The sequence below is a fragment of the Bradyrhizobium sp. 160 genome, from assembly GCF_023073735.1.
In the GTDB taxonomy this organism is placed as follows: Bacteria; Pseudomonadota; Alphaproteobacteria; order Rhizobiales; family Xanthobacteraceae; genus Bradyrhizobium.
In genome coordinates, this window is sequence record NZ_JADPKD010000027.1 from 1 (window position 1) to 542 (window position 542).

Genomic DNA, 542 nt, shown 5'->3' on the forward strand with positions numbered 1-542 from the left:
TTTGCCCGACACGGCTATAACGGCACCACGACCAAGAGCGTGGCGGCCGCCGCTGCTATTTCCGAGGCGCTGCTGTTCAAGCATTTCCCCTCCAAGGCGGCGCTCTACGCCGAGATCCTGAGCGACGAATGCGAGGCAGATCCAGCCCTGATGGAGCTGCTCGAACGGGAGCCCTCAACTGCCACCCTGGTCGAGGTGATCCGCGGCATGGTCGAGCATTTCCTTCACATCGCCGACGGGCCCGACCAGGAGGAGGCGCAGCGCCTGCGACTGATGGCCACGAGCCATTTGGATGATGGCGAATTCGCCCGCTTGCTCTATGCCAAGATCGAGACGCTGATCGGGGCTGTCTTCGTCGCCTCGCTCGAGCGCGCGGTGGCCGCGGGGGACGCACGGCCGTGCACTGGCGATCCGCTCAACCTGTTCTGGTTCGCGCATCATTCGCTGATGACGGCGGCGCTGACCAGGCTGCCGGCCACGCCCTGTCTCGCTTACGGCAAGGCAAACGATCTGGAGCGGCAGCTCTGTGAGTTTCTCCTGAG

At 64.6% G+C, this 542-nt stretch carries 1 protein-coding gene; it reads left to right on the forward strand.

Annotation, left to right across the window (positions count from 1 at the left end; translation table 11 throughout):
- Positions 1-542: TetR/AcrR family transcriptional regulator (locus IVA98_RS09600; RefSeq protein ID WP_247354795.1), on the forward strand; the 542-nt coding region annotated here is incomplete at both ends.